Raw genomic sequence first — 20003 nt, forward strand, 5'->3', positions numbered from 1 at the left:
AACCTTTAATGAAAAAATCACTATTTATCTTCTTATTTTCTGTTGTGTCTTACATTTTAAATGCTCAAACAACAGACTTATCTATTGTTGTTGAAGCTCAAGATTTATCAGGAAATCCTATTTCTCAAATAGGAATTAATCAAGAATTTAAATACATAGTTACCATTTTAAATGGAGGAAATGCTGTAAATAATGCTTCGTTTTCTCAAACTTTAAATACTAATTTAATCATTTTAAGCGCTCAAAGTCAAAACCAAACTGGTGGCGCTAGCAGTATAGACCCAATAAATATAACCGGTAGTATTATAACTGGTACTATTGCTAATATGCCGTCAAATGCAAGTGTAGCGTTAGAGGTATTAGTAAAAGCGCCTTTAAGCCTTGGTGGTATTGCTAGTAGTGCAACTGTATCTGCTCCGGATACGGTCACAGATACTAATACATCCAATAATCAATCTGTAATATCAATTGATGTTTTTGATATCCCAATAGATTTTACAGTAGATTATACCCAAACAAACCCTAGTTTAGGGACAGGTATAAGTGCTTGGAATGAGGTCGTGACTTATCAAGTTACAATAACTAATAATAGTACTATCGAGTTTCCGCTTGAAAGCTTTTCTCAAAAATTTGATCTTGAGTCTGGTATATTAAATGGTAGACCAAGAATTGAGTTAGAATCTATAAATTGTATTGGTGGTACAAACGGTATAAATTGTCCTAGCTCTTTAAATGTACAAGATAATAGTATTCAAACTATATCCTCTATATCTACAATTTTAACCGTTGATCAAACTATTAATTTTCCTGCTGGCGCTTCTTTAACTTTTGAAATTAATATAAGATTTTTGGATCCATTATGTGGTATAGACATACAGCAAATGTCTGTGTCTAGCTTCGCACAAATCCTTATTGAACATACAAATGAATCTTCTGATAACTCTAATAATGTTATTACGCCATTATTACTTGCAGAAGCATGTCCAGAAGCAGATTTATGCGTACAAACCACTCAAATAAATCCTGATGCTTCCCAAGATGTTGCTTGGGGAGAACAAGTTACCTTTCAAACCACCGTTTGTAATAGTGGTCCTGATGCTACTCTAATGCGTTTCTTTTTACAGAATTTAACAGTAGGTGTAGACTGGGATATTATTTCTATAACTTGCGATTTTACGACAGGTCCAGTAGATTGTAGCGACTTTACACTTACAGATTTAGATCAATATTGGCAAAGTAATAATTTTGTACTACAACCTAATACAACTATCCAAGTAACTACTGTTGTTGTCTTTTTAGAATCTGACGATTGTGCTGCCGAACAAGAAGATAACACGCTTGGACATGTAAGAAGTGGTGTAAACAACTTAGACTCTTTTATTTTAGATCCTAACATTAATAATAATGCAGAAAGTGATTTTGTTTTATTACCACCTTTACCTGTTTGTGAGCCAGAAGACTATGTAGACGTAAGTGTTACAAAAACACAAATTGATCCAGTATTACCAACAGGAAACTCTCCTACTAACACTACAACTTGGGGAGCAGTAACCTATGAAATTGTTATATCTAATAATAGTGATCAAGATGCTACTGTAGCTGTACAAGACTATATGCCTTTAGGAGAAAACACTAATACAGATGCAAGCTTAATATCTGTAAACTGTGTTGGTACAACAGGAACAGCAACGTGCTTTGATGTTACAAATCAAAATGTAGGCATTGTCTACGATGGTTTACCACAAGATGGACAACCAGATGTTTTATGGGAAATTTTACCAGAAGACAACTTAATACTTCCAGCTCAAAGCTCTATAACTTATGAGGTTATTGTAGATTGGTTTCCTGGTTGTGATGCTAATTTTGTTAGAGCTACAAATAATGTCTCTATCGAAAATTTAGATGGTGTTTTAGATAATAACGAAAGTAACAATACAGCATCTTCTATTATTTATTTTGCTCCTTGTGTAGATTTAGTTGTACAAACTTATCCAGAATTTACCTCTGTAGGTGTAAATAATAACTTCAATTGGATTGTAGATATTACCAATAGTAATACTAGCTCAAATGCTATAAATATTGATTTTACAGACACGTTAGGTGCTCAGTTTACAATAAACGGGACACCAACTTGTAATGTTGTTTCAGGAAATGCCACTTGTATTTCAAGTTTCAATGTAAACGGTAATACTATTACAGGAAATATATCAAATATGGATCCTGCTGCAAATATTCAAATTATAATACCCGTTACAGCACCTAGCTATGGCGGTGCATTTACAAATACAGCAGAAGCCATACCTAACGGAGAGGGCAATGAAGAGTTAACTCCAGAAACAAATATATCAATTAGCAACGCTCAAGTTATTGCTCCTTTAGTAGAAAAAGTCTTTTCTCCAGATCAAATTATGCAAGGTCAAACTAGTACGTTACTATTTACACTTCAAAATTTATCAGGAAATCCTGCTCAAAACAACATATCATTTACAGACAATTTACCAACGGGTTTAACAATAGCTGGTCCAATTGTTTGGGAAGATGCTAATAACTGTACAGCCACATTTTCTGGTGAAATAGGAGATACAGCAATTTCGGTTACTGATTTAACCTTTCCTGAAGGTGTAGGTACTTGTAGCTTTTCTGTAATAGTAACTTCAAATACACCAGGCGAATATGTTAACAACAGCTCTAATTTTAGCAATTTAAATAATATAGATAGTTCTCAGGCAAGTGCAACATTATTAGTTACAGAAGACACAACTAATGTCGACATTGAAGTTTTAAAAACAGTAAACCCTGAAGAAACAGCAATTGGTACCGAAGTTGTTTTTACAATAACCGCAACTAATATTGGAACAACTGAAGCAACTAATATTAAAATTATAGAAAATTTACCAGAAGGATATTTATTTATAAATGCCTTAACTAGTTTTGGAACTTATGATGAAAGTTCTTTTACATGGAATATGCCTAACCTTACTCCTAACCAATCAGAGAATCTGTTATTAACTGTTCAGGTAATTTCAGCACAAAATTTATTAAATGTTGCTACCTTAAGTAACGTAAACGAAGTTGATAGAGATTTGACTAATAACGAAGATTTTGCTGAAGTATTAGTAAATAACTGTTTACAAATACCTGAAGGTTTTTCGCCAAATGAAGATACTTTAAATGATACTTTCGTAATTCCTTGCGTAGAAGATTATCCAATTAACAGTTTAGATATTTATAACCGTTATGGTACCTTAATTTATCATAAAGATAATTACATAAACCAATGGGACGGAAAACCTAACACAGGACCACTTAACCAAAATAAAGTGTTACCTGTTGGCACGTATTTTTACACTTTTAAGATAGAAGGAATATCTAAAATTTTTACTGGTTACGTATATTTAAATTATTAATTAAATCTAGCTTCAATAATTTGCATAAATCTAGTTTCATAGTCTTCTTTCCCTTCCCAATTATTGTAGTCTGGTTTTACAACATTGCGTATTAGATGTGTAGCTTCTGTAAGGTCTGAAGTAGTATTTAATTGAGAAAGCACACGGTTATAATCTTCTGCACTACCATCAAAAAGATGTTTTATAAAAGCCAGCTTGTCGTTTAAACCAATGTTTAAACTAGATTTAAATCTATCGTTAAGGCTTTTCTTTTCTGGGTTAGTTTGGTTAGTTACAGGTTCAAAAACTGGCATTTCTTCAAAACCAGCAGTAATATCTTCAAAATCATTTTTATGGTAGTTCTTCTTTGGGATAACCTCTTCTAATAACTCATCAACTTTTTGAGTTTCTTCAGGCATTTGCGCTACCATGTCTTTAATTTTTTCCATTAAAGGCTCTGTGATTTCTTCATTTTCAGTATCATCTAAATTGATATATGTTTTATTATCAACTTCAATATTATCACTTATTCTATTGTTAAATGCGGTATCTAGCATCCCAAAAAAAGAAGAATCATCACCTATAGTAGGTTTATCGTCCTCAAAATTTTCATTAGCAAATTTTAAAACTGTTAACTTCTCATAAAGCGCAGCAACTTCTGCATGCATTTTATTAACATCTTCTTTACCACCTAACTTTAGAATCCTGTGCGCAATGCTTATTAATTCTGACTCTAATTTCTTCTTCATGATTTGTCTTTTTTATAATTTTTAAAATTTAATACAAGATAGCCTTTTGTTTTTTAATAAATTTGGGCCACCTTTATAGAAAACAAGTACCATTCTTATTCTAGTGTTAAAATTACAAAATGTTTCTTGAAAATACAGTAAATCAAAAAGAACAATTTGGATGGATTGAAGTCATCTGTGGATCAATGTTTTCCGGTAAAACCGAAGAGCTAATAAGAAGACTAAAACGCGCCCAATTTGCAAAGCAAAAAGTCGAAATTTTTAAACCGGCTATAGACATAAGATATGACGAAGAAGAAGTTGTATCTCACGACTCAAACTCTATTCGATCAACTCCTGTACCGGCTGCTGCAAATATTCCTATTTTAGCAGATAATTGTGATGTTGTAGGTATTGACGAAGCTCAATTTTTTGATGACGAAATTGTAAAAGTATGTAATGACCTAGCAAATAAAGGTATTAGAGTTATTGTTGCTGGTTTAGATATGGACTTTAAAGGTAATCCTTTTGGACCAATGCCTTTTTTAATGGCAACTGCAGAGTATGTTACTAAAGTACACGCTGTATGCACAAGAACAGGTAACCTAGCACAATACAGTTACCGTAAATCTCAAAACGACAACTTAGTACTTTTAGGAGAAACTGAAGAGTATGAACCTTTAAGTCGCGCAGCATATTACAAGGCAACCATGCGAGAAAAAATTAAAAACATAAAAGTAACCGACGCTAAACCATTAGATACTAATCCAGAAGCAAAAAATGGATAAGGCACAAGAAACTATTCTTGAAATTGATTTAAAAACACTAAAACAAAATTTTACGTTTTTAAAATCAAAAACCACTGCAAACACCAAATTTTTAGCAGTAGTAAAAGCATTTGCATATGGTAGTGATGCTGTAGAAATTGCCAAATATTTACAAGACTTAGATGTAGATTACTTTGCTGTTGCGTATAGCTACGAAGGTGTTGCATTACGCGATGCTGGTGTTACAAAACCCATATTGGTACTGCATCCTCAACCGGTAAATTTTGATACTATAATCAAACGCTGTTTAGAACCCAGCATGTACTCTAAACGAATTCTAGAAACATTTATCGCTTGCGCGGAAAAACATAAACAAACCAATTATCCTGTTCATATAAAATTTAATACAGGATTAAACCGAATTGGCTTTTCAGAACATGATATTCAAACTGTTTTAAGTTGTTTAAAAACAACTAAAAGTATCAAAGTGCGATCTCTATTTTCACACTTAGCTGCAAGCGAAGATTTAAATGAAAGAGAATTTACTTTAAATCAAATTGAAAGTTTTAAAAACATTGCAAAAACTTTTAATACCGGTTTAGGTTACAAAACTTTCTTACATATGTGCAATACATCAGGAATATTAAATTATCCCGAAGCACATTTTGATATGGTAAGAAGTGGTATAGGATTATATGGCTTTGGTAACGATGCTAAATACAAAAAAGATTTAAAGCCAATAGCTAATTTAAAAAGTATTATCTCTCAAATTCATCATCTTAAAAAAGGAGACAGTTTAGGTTACAACAGAGGATATATTGCTAAACAAGATACAACAACCGCAACAATTCCTATTGGACATGCAGATGGTATAAAAAGACAGTATGGTAAAGGCAAAGGTTTTATAACAATACACAACCAAAAAGCACCAATTTTAGGTAATGTTTGTATGGATATGATTATGGTAGACGTTACTAATATAAACTGTAAAGAAGGAGACGAAGTCATAATTTTTAATGCGCATAACACTGCAGAAGATTTAGCAGAAACTGTGCAATCTATTTCTTACGAATTAATCACAGCTATCTCTCAACGTATAAAACGTGTCTTTAATCGATAAAAACTCTTTTTTTATGCTACTTAAAATCGGTTTGTGTTAAAATTTTAAGTAATTTGAATCTCATATTAAAAATTAACTAACGTAAAATTTTAAGATTATGCTTAAAGAATTTAAGAATTTTATCATGACAGGAAATGTCATAGATTTAGCAGTAGCTGTAATTCTTGCTGGTGCAGTAGGAATGGTTGTAAATGGATTTGTATCTGACATTATGATGCCAATTGTTGGTCATTTTGCTGGTGGAATGAACTTTGAAGACCTTAAAGTAGTATTATCTCCAGCTGTAGTAGATGCAGAAGGAACCGTAACAACACCAGAAAATGCAATTTTATATGGTAAATGGATTAATGCAATCATTAATTTAGTTACTGTAGGATTTGTATTATTTATAATTGTAAAAGCATACAACAAAACTAAAAAGCCAAAAGAAGAAGCTCCAGCAGCTCCTGCAGGACCATCAGAGATTGACTTATTAAAAGAAATTAGAGACGCTTTAAAAAAGTAATCTAGATAACATATTTTATACTAAATCAGGAATTATTAATAGTTCCTGATTTTTTTTGGTCTTTTTTTAAGAAATTATTAGCGTTCTAATACTATAAATACTCTAATTTTACGTGCAAATTTTTTAAATCAAAAAAGATGAAATTAGCAATTGTTGGTGCCACAGGAATGGTTGGCGAAGTCATGTTAAAAGTATTAGCAGAACGTAATTTTCCAATAACAGAATTAATACCTGTAGCTTCAGAAAGATCTGTTGGAAAAACAATAACTTACAACAATAAAGACTATAAAGTTGTAGGTTTAGAGACAGCAGTTTCTATGCGTCCAGACATTGCTTTATTTTCTGCTGGAGGAAGCACTTCTTTAGAATGGGCTCCAAAATTTGCAGATGCTGGCACAACAGTAGTAGATAACTCTTCTGCTTGGCGTATGGATGAGACTAAAAAGTTAGTAGTGCCAGAAATTAACGCATCACAATTAACTAAAGAAGATAAAATTATAGCCAACCCAAACTGCTCTACAATACAGTTGGTAATGTGCTTGGCACCACTTCATCAAAAATATAAAATGAAACGTGTTGTTGTTTCTACCTATCAATCTGTTTCTGGTACTGGTGTAAAAGCAGTTAGACAATTAGAAAATGAAATTGCTGGTATTGAAGGCGAAATGGCTTACCCATATCCAATAGGCAAAAACGCATTACCACATTGTGACGTTTTTGAAGCTAACGGTTACACTAAAGAAGAAATGAAATTAGCACGCGAACCTCAAAAAATTCTTGACGATCGTACATTCTCTGTTTCTGCAACAGCGGTAAGAATACCAACTGCAGGTGGACATAGCGAGTCTGTAAATGTAGAGTTTGAAAACGACTTTAACCTTGACGAGGTTAGGTCTTTATTAAGTCAAACACCTGGTGTTACTGTGCAAGACAATACAGATACAAACACTTATCCAATGCCAATTTATGCGCATGATAAAGACGATGTTTTTGTTGGACGCATAAGACGTGACGAGACTCAACCAAACACATTAAATATGTGGATTGTTGCAGACAATTTACGTAAAGGAGCAGCAACAAATACTGTTCAAATTGCAGAATACCTAATAGAAAACAAACTTATATAAGTTTTTTATCTATTTAAAAAAATCTTAAAAAAGCGTTTGTAACAAGTTTACAAACGCTTTTTTGCGTATTTTTAAAGCTATAAAATACAAATTCACTTAAAAATGAAAAAACTAGCTATTGGTCTATTTTCCCTAATCACCATAATGTCTTGTAAAGAAGAAATGAAGCAAAAAGAAACAATCAAACTTACCTACCCAGAAACAAAACAAGTAGATACTGTAGACACTTATTTTGGTGAAACAGTAAAAGACCCTTACAGATGGTTAGAAGATGATAGAAGTGAAGAAACTGAAGCTTGGGTTAAAGCAGAAAATAAAGTAACACAAGGTTACTTAGCAAACATACCTTACAGAGAGCAATTAAAAGAACGTCTATCTAAATTATGGAATTACGAAAAAATAGGATCTCCTTTTAAAGAAGGTGACTATACTTATTTCTATAAAAATGATGGTCTACAAAACCAATACGTTATTTACCGTTACAAAACAGGTGAAGACCCAAAAACAGCCGAAGTTTTTTTAGATCCAAATACATTTAAAGAAGACGGAACAATATCTCTTGGAGGAACTAGTTTTTCTAAAAACGGAAAGATTTTAGCCTATGCCATTTCTGAAGGAGGAAGCGATTGGCGTAAAATTTTAATTATGGATGTAGAAACTAAAGAAATTATAGAAGATACTTTAGTCGATATTAAATTTAGTGGGATGTCTTGGTACAAAAACGAAGGTTTTTATTACTCAAGCTATGATAAACCTAAAGGAAGCGAGTTATCTGCAAAAACAGACCAACACAAAGTCTACTATCATAAATTAGGAACACCACAAAGCGAAGACCTGTTAATTTATGGTGGTACAGAAGCCGAAAAACACCGTTATATCTATGGAAATGTTACTAGAGACTATAGATTTTTAATTCTTTCTCCTCGTGTATCAACCTCAGGTAATAAATTATTAATTAAAGATTTAACAAAACCAAACAGTGATTTTGTAACCATTTTAGATCACACAGATAGTGATACATACATTTTAGAAAATGAAGGCGATCAGCTATTTATAGTAACCAATCTTAATGCGCCTAACCAGAGATTAGTAACTGTTAATGCCTCAAATCCAGCTCCAGAAAACTGGAAAGATATCATTCCTGAAACTAAAAATGTACTAAGCGCGTCAAAAGCTGGTGGATACTTTTTTGCAGAATATATGGTAGATGCTGTATCAAAAGTATTACAATATGATTATTCTGGTAAACTAGTGCGCGAGGTAGAATTACCTGGTGTTGGAAGTGCTGGCGGATTTGGTGCTAAAAAAGAAGAAAAAGAGCTTTACTACTCGTTTACAAACTATGTAACACCAGGAAGCATCTATAAGTACGATATCGAAAACGGAACTTCAGAATTATACCGTAAACCAGATATCGATTTTAATCCTGAAAATTACGAAAGTAAACAAGTATTTTATACCTCAAAAGACGGTACAAAAGTACCTATGATAATTACACATAAAAAAGGTATCGAACTTAACGGAAAAAACCCAACAATACTTTACGGATATGGTGGTTTCAATATTAGTTTAACACCAAGTTTTAGTATAGCAAATGCTGTTTGGATGGAGCAAGGAGGTATTTATGCTGTACCAAATTTACGTGGTGGCGGAGAATACGGAAAAGCTTGGCATGATGCCGGAACACAACTAAAAAAACAAAATGTTTTTGACGATTTTATTGCTGCTGCAGAATATCTTATAGAGAACAAATATACCTCGTCAGATTACTTAGCAATTAGAGGTGGATCAAACGGAGGATTATTAGTTGGCGCAACCATGACACAACGACCAGATTTAATGAAGGTTGCTTTACCTGCTGTTGGTGTTTTAGATATGTTACGCTACCATACATTTACTGCTGGTGCTGGTTGGGCATACGATTACGGTACGGCTGAAGATAACAAGGAAATGTTTGAATACTTAAAAGGATACTCGCCTGTACACAATGTAAAAGAAGGTGTACAATATCCTGCAACAATGGTTACCACTGGTGATCATGATGATAGAGTTGTACCTGCACATAGCTTTAAATTTGCGGCAGAACTACAAGCAAAACAAAAAGGAGATAATCCTGTTTTAATTAGAATTGAAACCGATGCAGGTCACGGTGCTGGTACACCGGTAAGTAAAACCATAGAACAATATGCAGATATTTACGGGTTTACATTATTCAATATGGGTTTTGATGTACTACCAGAAAAAATTGAAGATTTTAAAAATTAAGAATAAAGATAAAAATACATCAAACCGCTTAAAAATTATTTTGAGCGGTTTTTTTTACACTATTTTTGCAACTATGCTAAACGTACAAAACCTAACATTTTCATATAAAAATACACCTGTTTTAAAAGATATTTCTTTTAAAGTTGAAACTGGTGAAAACCTTGCTATTATTGGCGAAAGTGGCTCAGGAAAAAGTACGTTATTAAATCTTATTTATGGCGAATTTGATTTAAATCAAGGACACATTTTTTGGAAAGACACCGAAATTTTAGGTCCAAAATACAACTTAGTGATTGGCTATGAGTTTATGAAATATGTGCATCAAGAATTCGATTTAATGCCATACATAACCGTTGCCGAAAATATTGCAAAACATCTGTCAAGATTTTATCCAGAAGAACGAGAAGAGCGTACCGGAGAACTACTAAACGTTGTAGAACTTAAAGCATTTGCTAATGTAAAAGTAAAAACACTATCTGGCGGGCAAAAACAACGTGTGGCACTAGCAAGAGCTTTAGCAAAGCAACCAGAAATTATCTTGTTGGATGAACCTTTTAGCCACATTGATAATTTTAAAAAACAAAGTTTAAGACGTAATGTGTTTAAGTATTTAAAAGATAAAAATATTACTTGTATTGTAGCAACACATGACAAAGAAGATGTATTAGGGTTTGCCGATAATATGATTGTTTTGGAGGATAAAAAAATCTTAGAACAGGGTAAACCAGAACAATTATATAACAATCCTAAAACACCATTAATTGCTTCTTTTTTTGGCGAATTTAATGTGATTGATGACAGAATTATTTACGCAAATGAGTTAAAAGTCGTTGAAAAATCTAACTTAAAAGTAACTGTTATTACCAGTTATTTTAAAGGCAGTCACTACTTAATTGAAGCTAATTTAAATGGTGATAAAGTGTTTTTTGAACATAATACTTTGATAGAAAAAAACTCTAATCTTTATTTATCAATTACAAAACCTTAGTGATTTTAAACTCTAGATTTCTAAAATTAATAACATCATCAACCGATTTTCCAAGAAGTAATTGACCTATTGGTGTGTTTGCAGAAATAGCGTAAAACATATCATCTTCAACTATAAGTTCACCAGCGCTTATACTAATAAAATAATTGGATGTTGTAGTATAAACGACACTGCCTAAACCAATTTTTTTATAGGTTGATTCGGTATTAATTTTAGACAGAATTTGTTTCGTTTTTTCAATTTCAGCTAATTGGTGTCCTGCTTTTTCGCGTTCTAATTGCAACATGGCGCGTCCTGTTTCGTGCTTATCGCCTGCACTACTTTTGGTTTCGCTTTGCAAACTTTGTTTTATATCTTCAATAACCGCCAAAACACTTTGTAAACGTGTCTCTAAACTTTGGTTACAAAGCTGTAATAATTGGGTTTTAATGTTTTGAGTTTTCATCGTCTTTCTTAGGAAATTTTAATGGTCCGTAAAAACCCATTTGTTTTATAATCCATTGTTTTCTTGCCGAAATATAACTGGTTGCAGGTTGTGCTTTATAACGTCTTGGGTTTGGCAAAATTGCAGCTATTGCAGCCGATTGATTAATGTTTAATCCTTTTGCCGAAGTCCCAAACCAATGTTGTGACGCTGCTTCTGCGCCGTAAACACCATTACCCATTTCGATGCTGTTAAGATACACTTCCAAAATGCGCTCTTTAGACCACAATTTTTCGATTAAAAAGGTAAAATAAGTTTCTAAACCTTTGCGTAACCAACTTCTGTTTGGCCATAAAAATACATTTTTTGCAGTTTGTTGGCTTATGGTACTTGCGCCTTTAATACGTTTTGATTTTTTATTGTTTTCGTAAGCTTTTTCAATCGCTTCTATATCAAAACCATTATGGTTTATAAATTTTTGATCTTCACTACAAATTACGGCTTTTTGTAGGTGAATTGAAATATCTTCAATATCGACCCAATTATGTTTAAATGTTGAAGATTTCTCTGTGTTTTCAAAAGAACGAATAGCCATTAACGGTGTATAATATATTGGTATATAACGATAAATCACAACCCATAATACAGTTAAAATTACAAACCAAACACAACATTTTAGTAAAAACCGAAAAATTCTTTTCATTGCTTAATTTTGGGTTAAATCTGCTAATTCTTTACCAATTAAACTACCAATTGCTACGCCCATTCCGCCAAGTCTAACACCACAAAACACATTGTTAGACAGTTGTTTTGCTATAGCTTTTTTTTGTTTACCAACACCCATAATTCCTGACCAACGGTGATCAATATTAAAGTTAGTTTCGGGTAAAATTGTTGTTTTTAAAAGTGTTTCTAATTTATTTTGAATAAGCTTGGTTTGAGCAAACTCGGTAGTTTCTTCGGTTTTAAAATCTAGGTTACGTCCACCTCCAAAAAGGATGCGATTATTAATATTTCTAAAGTAATAATAGCCTTGATCTAAATGAAACGTACCTTTTATATGTAAATCTTTTATCGGTTTTGTAATTAATACTTGCGCTCGTGCTGGTTTTACATTTTGAATGTTTAATTGTGAAGCAAAACCGTTGGTAGCTATCAATAATTTTGAGGTTAAAAACTCGAATTGATTTGTCTTTACTTTAACTGATTCTTGATTTTCTGAAAAGCTTTGAACTGTTATATTATTTAAAATTTTTATGCCTTTAGATTGTACTTTTTGAAGAAGTGCTTCCATCATTTTCCCGGTGTCTATTTGACCTTCAAAAGCATTAAATATGTATTGCTTTTTTATGTTCTTAAAATTGAATATATTGTCTTTTAAGCTAAACACTTCTGCTTTAAACATTGGCTTTAGCAGCTTATTGATATAATCTTTTTTTGATAGGCAATTTTCAAATAGATTGTCATTTTCTGTAAACAGCTCGTAACCACCAAAAGCTTGATAATTTATGGTATGGTCTCCTAAGGTTTGTCGTAATAGTTTTAAGCCTTTTATGCGTTTGTTTATTAATCTTAGAACTTCTGCTTCAGTATGTGTATTTAAATCGTCTAAAATTTCGCTTAAGCTACCAAAGCATGCAAATCCTGCATTTTTAGTACTAGCACCATTTGGTAATACTCCTTTTTCAAGGATTAAAATATTTGCTTTAGGATATGTTTTTTTTAATTGTAATGCACAATTTAAACCTACAATACCACTGCCAATAATAGTAAAGTCTATGTTTGTTAACCATGATTTTATTTCCCAATAGCTAAAGTTCACAAAAAAATAAGTAAAAGATTAAGTGATGTAAATGTACTTAATTTTTAGTACTGTTGTTGGCTTTGTGTTAAGGATAGTAGTGGCATCCTTTTTTGAAGTATGAAAAAAAGATATAACGAATAGCCTGACCGTTTGTTGACTTAACAACAAAGGGTAACACCATAAAAAAACTCCGAAATTACTTTCGGAGTTTTATTTTTTTAATCTTCTTTTGGTTTTTCCATTTTGAAATCTTCCATAAATTTAGTGGTATAGTTACCTGATAGGTAATCTGGATGGTCCATTAATTGTCTATGGAATGGAATTGTGGTTTTGATACCTTCTATTACAAACTCGTCTAATGCACGTTTCATTTTATTAATTGCCTCTTCACGTGTTTGTGCAGTGGTAATTAATTTTGCAATCATAGAATCGTAGTTTGGAGGTATACTATAACCTGCATAAACGTGTGTATCTAAACGCACACCATGTCCTCCTGGCGCATGAAGTGTTGTGATTTTTCCTGGTGAAGGTCTAAAATCATTGTATGGATCTTCTGCGTTTATACGACACTCTATTGAGTGTAAATTAGGCGTATAGTTTTTACCTGAAATTGGTACTCCTGCAGCAACTAATATTTGCTCTCGGATTAAATCAAAATCTATTACTTGTTCTGTTATTGGATGCTCTACTTGTATACGCGTATTCATCTCCATAAAGTAGAAGTTTCTGTGCTTGTCTACAAGAAACTCTACAGTTCCTGCACCTTCGTAGCTAATGTATTCTGCAGCTTTTACGGCTGCTTTACCCATTTTATCTCTTAACTCGTCGGTCATGAATGGCGAAGGTACTTCTTCTGTTAACTTTTGGTGACGACGTTGTACAGAACAGTCTCTTTCTGATAAGTGACATGCTTTACCTGTACTATCTCCTACTACTTGGATTTCGATATGTCTTGGTTCTTCGATAAGTTTTTCCATATACATATCGTCGTTTCCAAATGCAGCTTTAGATTCTTGTCTAGCCGAATCCCAAGCGTCTTTTAGGTCTTCTTCTTTCCAAACGGCACGCATACCTTTTCCTCCTCCACCTGCAGAAGCTTTAAGCATAACAGGATAACCTGTTTCTTTTGCTATTTTTTTACAGTCTTCAAAAGTTTCGATAACACCATCACTACCTGGTACACAAGGTACTCCTGCTGCTTTCATTGTTGCTTTTGCAGAAGCTTTGTCTCCCATTTTATTAATCATCTCTTCTGAAGCACCGATAAATTTAATATCGTGTTCTTCACAGATTTTAGAGAATTTTGCGTTTTCTGAAAGGAAACCGTATCCTGGATGTATAGCGTCTGCGTTTGTAATTTCTGCAGCTGCAATAATGTTTGACATTTTTAGATAAGACTCGCTACTTGGTGCTGGACCAATACAAACAGCCTCATCAGCAAATTTTACATGTAAACTGTCTTCGTCTGCTTTAGAGTATACAGCTACTGTTTTTATGCCCATTTCTTTACAGGTTCTAATAACACGCAGTGCTATTTCACCTCTATTGGCAACTAATATTTTTTTAAACATCTTTATTGAATTAGATAATTAGACAATAGGATTATTGATAGTTCAAATTTTTAAGATGAAATTTGAACGGATCTAATAATCTAAATTAAGATGGGTCTACTAAGAAAAGTGGTTGATCAAACTCTACAGGAGAAGCATCATCTACTAATATTTTAACGATTTTACCTGACACTTCAGATTCTATTTCGTTAAATAACTTCATAGCTTCGATAATACATAATACATCTCCTTCTGCTATAGATTGACCTACTTCTACAAATAATGGTTTATCTGGAGATGGTTTTCTATAGAATGTACCTATTATTGGAGATTTTATAGTTATATATTTAGAGTCTTCTGCTGGTGCAGCTGGTGCTTCTGTAGCAACCGGTGCAGGTGCTGCAGCTGGTGCTGGTTGCATTGGCTGTACAGGCATTTGTGCTTGCATTGGCACTTGTTGTACAATTGTAGTTTCTGTATCTGATCCAGTTTTGATAGTTATTTTAACATCATCTGTTTCTAATTTAACCTCACTTGCGCCAGATTTTGCTACAAATTTAATTAAGTTTTGAATGTCTTTTAAATCCATAATTATTAAGTTATTAATTTAAGTTTTAGTTAGTTTAAGAGTTATAAGCCCATTTTAAATAAATTGAGCCCCATGTAAATCCGCCTCCAAAAGCAGCAAAAATTAAGTTATCTCCTTTTTTTAACTTTTTTTCAAAGTCGTATAGTAATAATGGTAATGTTGCTGATGTAGTGTTACCGTATCTGTAGATATTTTTTAGCACTTTGCTTTCATCAAGATTCATTCTATTTGCTGTTGCATCAATAATTCTTAAATTAGCTTGATGTGGTACTAACCATGAAACATCTTCATGAGATAGATTATTACGCTGCATTATTTTTTCGCAAACGTCTGCCATATTTGCTACAGCAAATTTAAATACTGTACGTCCTTCTTGGTGTACAAAATGTTGTTTGTTATCTACTGTTTCTTGAGAGGTAGGTAATATAGATCCTCCTGCTTCAATTTTCAAGAATTCTCTACCTGTACCATCACTTCTTAGGTATTCATCTTGAAATCCTAGACCTTCTTCGTTTGGTTCTAATAGAACAGCTCCTGCTCCATCTCCAAAAATGATACATGTAGCACGATCTGTATAATCTATTATAGAAGACATTTTATCTGCTCCTATTAATAATACTTTTTTATATCGTCCTGACTCTATGTAACTTGTTGCTGTAGATAAACCATAAAGAAAACTAGAGCATGCTGCTTGCAAATCGTATGCAAAAGCATTTGTTGCGCCTATCTGTGTGGCAGTATATACTGCTGTAGATGCAACTGGCATATCTGGCGTAGCTGTTGCTACGATAACTAAGTCTATTTCTTTTGGGTCTAGGTTTCTTTTTTCTAGTAAGTCTTGTGCAGCTTTTATTGCAAGGTAAGAGGTACCTTTGCCTTCTTTTTTAAGAATTCTACGTTCTTTAATTCCTGTTCTTGTGGTAATCCATTCGTCGTTTGTATCCACCATAGTCTCTAAGACTTTATTTGATAATACAAACTCTGGTACATAAGCACCAACAGCAGTTATTGCAGCAGTAATCTTGCTCATATTTTTATATAATTTGGTCATTAAAAGACCCAAAACGGGACAAAAATGACATAAATTAAGCTAAATTAGTCATTTTTGAACTAATTTTACGCAAAGTAAAACGTTTTTAACGTAAAGAAAAGCGTTTCATAAAAAAAACGCTCACAAGTGAGCGTTTCTTATATGCGTGCATAATAAATTATGCTACGTTTTCTTCTACTGAGTTGTCTATTAATACTTGACCTCTGTAATATAATTTTCCTTCACTCCAGTGAGCTCTGTGATATAAGTGAGCTTCACCTGTTGTTGGGCAAGTTGCAATTTGTGGCGCAGTTGCTTTGTAATGCGTTCTTCTCTTATCTCTTCTAGTTTTCGAGATTTTTCTCTTAGGATGTGCCATTTTATATTATTATTTATCCGTTAATAGTTTTTTTAATGTATTCCAACGAGGATCAATCTCGTCTTCTTTTTCTTTTTTATCTTTTAATTTTGGACTTAATTCTTCTAACTTTTTGAGTATTTCTGAGTCTAATGTTCCATCTTCTACTCCTGGATGTACTAGTTTACTTGGTATTGCTAGCACAATAGTTTCATAAATGTATTGTTGTATGTTTACTTCATACTCACCGTGTGGCACTATTAATATATCAATGTTTTCATCGTTATATTCTTCTCCAAATTTTACAACTAAATCAAAGGTGTTTGATATTTGTTGGTCATAAGGTTCGTTAGTTACATCACAGTTAACGTTTACATCTCCTGAAACTTCAAAATGAAATTCTAATAAAGTAGATTTTTTATTTAAAGTAACATCTACATTTATATTACTAGAGTTAAACTCTTCATAGTCAAAATGATCAAAGAACGTTTGGTCTATTTTATAATCAAAATGATGTTTTCCTTCTTTTAAACCTACAAACTGTATTGTAAATTCTTTTAATTGCTTCATTCTCACATCTATTTTGAGCCTGCAAATATACAAAAATCTTCTTATTTATAAAGACTTATAAACATTTTTTTGTTTATATCTTTTTTTTAGAGAAAAGTAGAGGATTTTTACTTATTTCTGCGTACTCATTTCTGTTATTAAAAATTTTTATTGCCGTAAAAATAGCTTCTTTAAAAGACCCTATATCTGCTTGTCCTTTTCCTGCTATTTCAAAAGCAGTTCCATGATCTGGAGATGTCCTTACCTTGTTTAATCCTGCTGTGTAATTAACACCTTGACCAAACGAGAGTGTTTTAAATGGTATCAAACCTTGATCATGATATGATGCTATTATTGCATCAAAATTTTGGTAATTATTGGAACCAAAAAAGCTATCTGCAGCATATGGTCCAAAGACTAATTTACCTTTTTCTTTAATTTTCTTTAATGCTGGTCGTAAAATTTTATCATCTTCATTACCTATAACTCCATTATCTCCTGTATGTGGATTAATACCTAATACGGCAATTTTTGGTTTATTAATTTTAAAATCCTTAATTAAAGAATCGTGTACTGTATTTATTTTATCTTCAATTAGTTTTGTTGTTATATGTTTAGATACATCTTTAACAGGTACATGATCTGTTAACAATCCTACTCTTAATCCTCCATTGACCATAAACATTAGGCTGTTACCTTCTAACTCTTGATTAAGATAGTCTGTGTGTCCAGGAAATTTAAAAGTATCTGATTGTATACTACTTTTATTTATTGGTGCTGTTACAAGCACATCTATTTCGTCACTTTTTAAAGCTTTAGTAGCTTTTTGTAAAGATTTTATAGCATATTCTCCTATAGTTTTATCTTCTTTTCCAAATGATATGTTAACATTTTCTTTCCAACAATTAAGCACATTAACTTTACCTATCACTGCTTGATTAATATGATTAATGCCATTAAGATTGATATCTATTTTGTAATGTTTTTTTACAAAACTCATTGTTTTAATTGAAGCAAAAATTACTGGAGTACAAAAATCTAACATTCTTGCGTCTTCAAAAATCTTTAGAACAATTTCTGAGCCGATCCCGTTTAAATCTCCAATTGAAATTCCTACTTTAATATTTTCTTCTTTCTTCATTAATAAAACTAACTATTGTTTGTAATTTTACCTGCAACAAATTTAACCAAATAATAACGATTACGTTTATGTTTACAGGAATTATTGAAACACTTGGTAAAGTAACCAATCTTGTTACTGAAAAAGATAATTTACATATTACTATTGAAAGCGAAATTACTCATGAGCTAAAAATAGATCAAAGTGTTGCCCATAATGGCGTTTGCTTGACTGTAGTTGCAATTGATAATAACCAGTATACTGTAACAGCCATAAAAGAAACACTTGATAAAACAAATATCGGTAATTTAATTATTGATAGTACCGTAAACCTTGAGCGCGCAATGAAATTAGGTGAAAGACTTGATGGACATATCGTGCAAGGTCATGTAGACCAAACAGCAACTTGTATTGATGTAAAGGAAACTGAAGGCAGTTGGTTATTTACTTTTGAATATGACCCAAAATTAAATAATGTAACTATTGAAAAAGGGTCTATAACTGTAAATGGTGTAAGTCTAACAGTTGTAAACTCTCAAAAAAACAGCTTTAGTGTAGCAATTATACCTTACACTTTTGAACATACAAATTTTAAAACTTTTAAAGTTGGAACTGTAGTAAACTTAGAATTTGATGTTATAGGAAAATATGTAAAACGTTTAACCGAACTAAGCGCTTAAGCTTTGTTTGTGTTTTATAACCTTATATATCCCGTAAAAAAGAGCAGCAGCAATTAAAAACACAATACCACTATCTATGGGTAAACCAGGTGGTGGTGTTGGTGGTGGTGGCGGTGGCGGAACATTACCTCCATCTACTATATTAATTAGGTTAAAAAACATAAATAACATTTGGGCTATTATTTTTTTATTGAACTTGAGAGAAATTCGGTTGTAAATGTATGAAAAAAAGACTGCTAACAAAATTTTTTGAACAATTTTTACTTAAATTATATCTTTTAAGCGCAAATTTTATCGTTGAAATACATATTTAACGATATGATAACGTCCCTTTTATTTAAATACTTTTATCAAAAACGTTTAAAATGAAAATAAAAAAAGCTTCACAAAACTGTGAAGCTTTTCAATTTCTAGAAGTGGTCCCACCTGGGCTCGAACCAGGGACTTTCTGATTATGAGTCAGATACTCTAACCAACTGAGTTATAGGACCCGAAATTGGAGTGCAATATTACTACTATTTTTAAAATACTGCAAACCTTTTTTAAATTACTTGATATCTTGACAAAGTTCTATCAAAACTCCATTAGTTGTTTTTGGGTGTAAAAATGCTACTAACTTATTGTCTGCGCCTTTTTTAGGTGTTTCGTTTAAAACCGTAAAACCTTCTTCTTTTAAACGCTTAATTTCATTTTCAATATCATTAACCGCAAAAGCAATATGATGTATTCCTTCACCTTTTTTTTCTATAAACTTTGCAATTGGGCTATCTGGTTTTGTTGCTTCTAAAAGTTCTATTTTGTTTGGTCCAACTTCAAAAAAAGATGTGCTAACGCCTTCACTTTCTACAGCTTCAACTTTATAATGTGGTTTACCAAATAGTTTAGCAAAAAGTTTGTTAGAATCCTCTAAACTCTTAACTGCTATACCAATATGTTCAATTTTTTCCATTTTTTAACGTATTTTAGATCTAATATTTGCTTAAATATGTCTTAAAAGTAATATATTCTTGTAA

At 32.2% G+C, this 20003-nt stretch carries 20 protein-coding genes and 1 tRNA gene; 8 read left to right on the forward strand and 13 right to left on the reverse strand.

Going from position 1 to position 20003, the window contains the following annotated elements; all coding sequences use genetic code 11:
• The first annotated feature begins 8 nt into the window (after positions 1-8).
• A complete protein-coding gene (locus FHS04_RS02935) occupies positions 9-3407 on the forward strand; it encodes a DUF7933 domain-containing protein (protein ID WP_106680888.1) in 3399 nt (1132 codons plus the stop codon).
• Here the strand turns inward: FHS04_RS02935 and FHS04_RS02940 are convergent.
• Positions 3404-4135, reverse strand: a complete 732-nt coding sequence (locus tag FHS04_RS02940; protein ID WP_106680885.1) for a hypothetical protein — start codon at positions 4133-4135, stop codon at positions 3404-3406. The genes FHS04_RS02935 and FHS04_RS02940 overlap by 4 nt on opposite strands.
• 119 nt (positions 4136-4254) lie before the next feature.
• Here FHS04_RS02940 and FHS04_RS02945 point away from each other — a divergent pair, with 119 nt between their 5' ends.
• From FHS04_RS02945 to FHS04_RS02970, 6 genes are all read left to right on the forward strand, one after another.
• A complete protein-coding gene (locus FHS04_RS02945) occupies positions 4255-4902 on the forward strand; it encodes a thymidine kinase (protein ID WP_106680882.1) in 648 nt (215 codons plus the stop codon).
• Positions 4895-6001, forward strand: a complete 1107-nt coding sequence (gene alr, locus FHS04_RS02950) for an alanine racemase (protein ID WP_106680879.1) — start codon at positions 4895-4897, stop codon at positions 5999-6001. The genes FHS04_RS02945 and alr overlap by 8 nt, the downstream gene beginning before the upstream one ends.
• Before the next feature lie 97 nt (positions 6002-6098).
• Positions 6099-6506 (forward strand): large conductance mechanosensitive channel protein MscL, encoded by a 408-nt coding sequence (mscL, locus tag FHS04_RS02955; protein WP_106680877.1) that lies wholly within the window; start codon positions 6099-6101, stop codon positions 6504-6506.
• Positions 6507-6643: 137 nt separating this feature from the next.
• Positions 6644-7633, forward strand: a complete 990-nt coding sequence (locus FHS04_RS02960) for an aspartate-semialdehyde dehydrogenase (RefSeq protein WP_106680874.1) — start codon at positions 6644-6646, stop codon at positions 7631-7633.
• Positions 7634-7735: 102 nt separating this feature from the next.
• Positions 7736-9898, forward strand: a complete 2163-nt coding sequence (locus tag FHS04_RS02965; protein WP_106680871.1) for a prolyl oligopeptidase family serine peptidase — start codon at positions 7736-7738, stop codon at positions 9896-9898.
• Between the two features lie 73 nt (positions 9899-9971).
• Positions 9972-10886 (forward strand): ABC transporter ATP-binding protein, encoded by a 915-nt coding sequence (locus tag FHS04_RS02970; protein ID WP_106680961.1) that lies wholly within the window; start codon positions 9972-9974, stop codon positions 10884-10886.
• On the opposite strand, the gene FHS04_RS02975 is transcribed toward FHS04_RS02970, so the two are convergent.
• The 9 genes from FHS04_RS02975 to pdxA all read right to left on the reverse strand — a co-directional run bounded on the left by FHS04_RS02975 (position 10873) and on the right by pdxA (position 18331).
• Complete coding sequence (locus FHS04_RS02975; protein ID WP_106680869.1) at positions 10873-11331, reverse strand: GreA/GreB family elongation factor; 459 nt, start codon at positions 11329-11331, stop codon at positions 10873-10875. The two genes, FHS04_RS02970 and FHS04_RS02975, sit on opposite strands and share 14 nt — an antisense overlap.
• Positions 11312-12013, reverse strand: coding sequence for a monofunctional biosynthetic peptidoglycan transglycosylase (gene mtgA / locus FHS04_RS02980; protein ID WP_106680867.1), 702 nt, complete (start codon positions 12011-12013; stop codon positions 11312-11314). The genes FHS04_RS02975 and mtgA overlap by 20 nt, the downstream gene beginning before the upstream one ends.
• Positions 12014-12016: 3 nt before the next feature.
• Positions 12017-13132, reverse strand: coding sequence for an NAD(P)/FAD-dependent oxidoreductase (locus FHS04_RS02985; RefSeq protein ID WP_106680865.1), 1116 nt, complete (start codon positions 13130-13132; stop codon positions 12017-12019).
• A 200-nt stretch (positions 13133-13332) separates the two neighbouring features.
• Positions 13333-14685, reverse strand: a complete 1353-nt coding sequence (accC, locus tag FHS04_RS02990) for an acetyl-CoA carboxylase biotin carboxylase subunit (RefSeq protein ID WP_106680863.1) — start codon at positions 14683-14685, stop codon at positions 13333-13335.
• Positions 14686-14770: 85 nt separating this feature from the next.
• Complete coding sequence (gene accB / locus FHS04_RS02995) at positions 14771-15253, reverse strand: acetyl-CoA carboxylase biotin carboxyl carrier protein (RefSeq protein WP_027879376.1); 483 nt, start codon at positions 15251-15253, stop codon at positions 14771-14773.
• A gap of 34 nt (positions 15254-15287) precedes the next feature.
• On the reverse strand, positions 15288-16283 hold the full coding sequence (locus FHS04_RS03000; RefSeq protein ID WP_106680959.1) for a beta-ketoacyl-ACP synthase III: 996 nt from the start codon (positions 16281-16283) through the stop codon (positions 15288-15290).
• Positions 16284-16461: 178 nt separating this feature from the next.
• Positions 16462-16662, reverse strand: a complete 201-nt coding sequence (gene rpmF / locus FHS04_RS03005) for a 50S ribosomal protein L32 (RefSeq protein ID WP_027879374.1) — start codon at positions 16660-16662, stop codon at positions 16462-16464.
• A gap of 9 nt (positions 16663-16671) precedes the next feature.
• On the reverse strand, positions 16672-17211 hold the full coding sequence (locus FHS04_RS03010; RefSeq protein WP_027879373.1) for a YceD family protein: 540 nt from the start codon (positions 17209-17211) through the stop codon (positions 16672-16674).
• Between the two features lie 73 nt (positions 17212-17284).
• A complete protein-coding gene (gene pdxA, locus FHS04_RS03015) occupies positions 17285-18331 on the reverse strand; it encodes a 4-hydroxythreonine-4-phosphate dehydrogenase PdxA (protein WP_106680861.1) in 1047 nt (348 codons plus the stop codon).
• A 68-nt stretch (positions 18332-18399) separates the two neighbouring features.
• Between pdxA and FHS04_RS03020 the strand changes: the two genes are divergently transcribed.
• The gene (locus FHS04_RS03020) at positions 18400-18990 is read left to right on the forward strand and encodes a riboflavin synthase (RefSeq protein WP_106680859.1); all 591 of its coding nucleotides are present in this window, start codon (positions 18400-18402) and stop codon (positions 18988-18990) included.
• Here FHS04_RS03020 and FHS04_RS03025 read toward each other — a convergent pair.
• From FHS04_RS03025 to mce, 3 genes are all read right to left on the reverse strand, one after another.
• The gene (locus FHS04_RS03025) at positions 18979-19152 is read right to left on the reverse strand and encodes a PID-CTERM protein-sorting domain-containing protein (protein WP_244906301.1); all 174 of its coding nucleotides are present in this window, start codon (positions 19150-19152) and stop codon (positions 18979-18981) included. The two genes, FHS04_RS03020 and FHS04_RS03025, sit on opposite strands and share 12 nt — an antisense overlap.
• A gap of 255 nt (positions 19153-19407) precedes the next feature.
• Positions 19408-19481, reverse strand: a tRNA-Ile gene (locus FHS04_RS03030).
• Positions 19482-19537: 56 nt separating this feature from the next.
• On the reverse strand, positions 19538-19939 hold the full coding sequence (mce, locus tag FHS04_RS03035; protein ID WP_106680854.1) for a methylmalonyl-CoA epimerase: 402 nt from the start codon (positions 19937-19939) through the stop codon (positions 19538-19540).
• Between the last annotated feature and the right edge of the window lie 64 nt (positions 19940-20003).

The organism is Mesoflavibacter zeaxanthinifaciens subsp. sabulilitoris (assembly GCF_014191595.1).
GTDB classification, from domain to species: domain Bacteria; phylum Bacteroidota; class Bacteroidia; order Flavobacteriales; family Flavobacteriaceae; genus Mesoflavibacter; species Mesoflavibacter zeaxanthinifaciens.

Excerpts from the sequence above, each read along its gene's own strand:
- FHS04_RS02935 (WP_106680888.1), top strand. The coding sequence starts at position 9 with ATGAAAAAATCACTATTTATCTTCTTATTTTCTGTTGTGTCTTACATT.
- FHS04_RS02940 (WP_106680885.1), bottom strand. The coding sequence starts at position 4,135 with ATGAAGAAGAAATTAGAGTCAGAATTAATAAGCATTGCGCACAGGATT.
- FHS04_RS02945 (WP_106680882.1), top strand. The coding sequence starts at position 4,255 with ATGTTTCTTGAAAATACAGTAAATCAAAAAGAACAATTTGGATGGATT.
- alr (WP_106680879.1), top strand. The coding sequence starts at position 4,895 with ATGGATAAGGCACAAGAAACTATTCTTGAAATTGATTTAAAAACACTA.
- mscL (WP_106680877.1), top strand. The coding sequence starts at position 6,099 with ATGCTTAAAGAATTTAAGAATTTTATCATGACAGGAAATGTCATAGAT.
- FHS04_RS02960 (WP_106680874.1), top strand. The coding sequence starts at position 6,644 with ATGAAATTAGCAATTGTTGGTGCCACAGGAATGGTTGGCGAAGTCATG.
- FHS04_RS02965 (WP_106680871.1), top strand. The coding sequence starts at position 7,736 with ATGAAAAAACTAGCTATTGGTCTATTTTCCCTAATCACCATAATGTCT.
- FHS04_RS02970 (WP_106680961.1), top strand. The coding sequence starts at position 9,972 with ATGCTAAACGTACAAAACCTAACATTTTCATATAAAAATACACCTGTT.
- FHS04_RS02975 (WP_106680869.1), bottom strand. The coding sequence starts at position 11,331 with ATGAAAACTCAAAACATTAAAACCCAATTATTACAGCTTTGTAACCAA.
- mtgA (WP_106680867.1), bottom strand. The coding sequence starts at position 12,013 with ATGAAAAGAATTTTTCGGTTTTTACTAAAATGTTGTGTTTGGTTTGTA.
- accC (WP_106680863.1), bottom strand. The coding sequence starts at position 14,685 with ATGTTTAAAAAAATATTAGTTGCCAATAGAGGTGAAATAGCACTGCGT.
- accB (WP_027879376.1), bottom strand. The coding sequence starts at position 15,253 with ATGGATTTAAAAGACATTCAAAACTTAATTAAATTTGTAGCAAAATCT.
- FHS04_RS03000 (WP_106680959.1), bottom strand. The coding sequence starts at position 16,283 with ATGAGCAAGATTACTGCTGCAATAACTGCTGTTGGTGCTTATGTACCA.
- rpmF (WP_027879374.1), bottom strand. The coding sequence starts at position 16,662 with ATGGCACATCCTAAGAGAAAAATCTCGAAAACTAGAAGAGATAAGAGA.
- FHS04_RS03010 (WP_027879373.1), bottom strand. The coding sequence starts at position 17,211 with ATGAAGCAATTAAAAGAATTTACAATACAGTTTGTAGGTTTAAAAGAA.
- pdxA (WP_106680861.1), bottom strand. The coding sequence starts at position 18,331 with ATGAAGAAAGAAGAAAATATTAAAGTAGGAATTTCAATTGGAGATTTA.
- FHS04_RS03020 (WP_106680859.1), top strand. The coding sequence starts at position 18,400 with ATGTTTACAGGAATTATTGAAACACTTGGTAAAGTAACCAATCTTGTT.
- FHS04_RS03025 (WP_244906301.1), bottom strand. The coding sequence starts at position 19,152 with ATGTTTTTTAACCTAATTAATATAGTAGATGGAGGTAATGTTCCGCCA.
- mce (WP_106680854.1), bottom strand. The coding sequence starts at position 19,939 with ATGGAAAAAATTGAACATATTGGTATAGCAGTTAAGAGTTTAGAGGAT.